General features: G+C 66.2%; 1 protein-coding gene. It reads left to right on the forward strand.

The genetic code is table 11. The features are described from left to right. Nucleotides 1-327 precede the first annotated feature (327 nt). Nucleotides 328-1,407: AAA family ATPase (locus ACZ5CR_RS45205; RefSeq protein ID WP_468869487.1), on the forward strand; the 1,080-nt coding region annotated here is incomplete at its 3' end.

A 1,407-nucleotide genomic window follows, 5' to 3' on the forward strand; every position in this document is an offset into this window, starting at 1 on the left:
TTACGGCTGGATGCCCTACTGAGGGCCCGCCGGGCGGGGATAAGCGGAATTCCTCATTCAGCTCACCGGTGCGGGACGGTCGCCTCAGATATCATATCCGCTGCCGAAAACGGAAGGGCTGAACGTTTCGAGCTCCGATGGATTTGGTTGGCACCCTCCCCTCTTTCGGCGCTACCTTGGCATCTCGAATCGGCCATAGTTGAGGTGCTGTGCTCCGGGGAGGTCTGACGAGGAGCCATTGAGTGGGGATTGTTGCTGTGTGTTGTGATGAACTTCACCGGCACGGCGCCCTGGACTGGCTCAATAGGCGGCTTGGGGCCGGGAGAGATGCCTGAGGCAGGCGGCTATGCCTTGAACGGGGAGGTATTCTTGAATACGAGCTTGGTCGAGCGATCCAATTTTTTAACTCTCCTTGGGGAGATGGCGAGAGGGGATGCGGGAAATCCTTCCGAAGTCGTCCTTGTCAGAGGTCCGGTAGCCACCGGTAAGAGTGAGCTGCTGAACTACGTGGCCGAGGAGGCCGAGGCCGCCGGAGTCACGGTTCTCGCCGCGACGGGCCTTCGCGCGGAGCGCCGTACGCCCATGGCGGTCTTCGGGCAACTGCTGCTCGGCGGCCGGCTGTCGCAGCAGGAAACGGAACGCGTGGAGAGGCTTCTCGACGACGCTCGGTTCACCGCGATGCTGCGGGACTCCGACTCCGAGCGGGAGGAGCACGTCAAGGCTCACGTGATGCGGGCGCTGATCACGTTCTTGGCGGACCAGGCGAGAGAACGACCGCTCGCCGTCATCGTGGACGACGTCCAGCACGCGGACATTCCTTCCCTGCAGTGCTTGCAGCACGCGATGCGCGAGCTGCGTACCAAGCCCGTCCTGATCGTCTTGGCCACATGCACCGGACCGCTCCCGGCGCGACCGCTGTTCGGCGCCGAACTGTTGCGTCATCCACGCCTGACCGAGCTCCGCACCGGCACGCTCAGCGAGCGAGCCGTAGGCCAGATCCTCGAGGAGAGCCTGCACGACGCGACCGCGCGAAACCTGGCACCGGCCGTCCACCAAGCCGGTGGCGGCAACCCGCTTCTCGTACGCGCCCTCGTCCACGACCTGCGCACCGATGCCGCGGAGGGCGACGAGGACCCCCGCGGCAGCAGCAAGCTGGTGGCCGGTCACGCCTTCCGGCAGGCAGTACTCGCCTGCCTGTACCGCAGTGAGCCGGAAGTGCTCGCCGTCGCCCGCGGTTTGGCGGTCCTGGACCGGACCGCGACCGACGGCCTCCTGGCGGATCTGCTCGAACTCTCGCCCGACGCGGTCGCGTCGAGTCTGCGGGAGCTCGAGGCGGCCGGTCTCGTCGAACGCGACTCGGAACGCCGGGCCTTTTGCCATCCGGCCGCCGGTGAGGCCGTCCTGGAC

Source organism: Streptomyces sp. NPDC031274 (assembly GCF_055570235.1).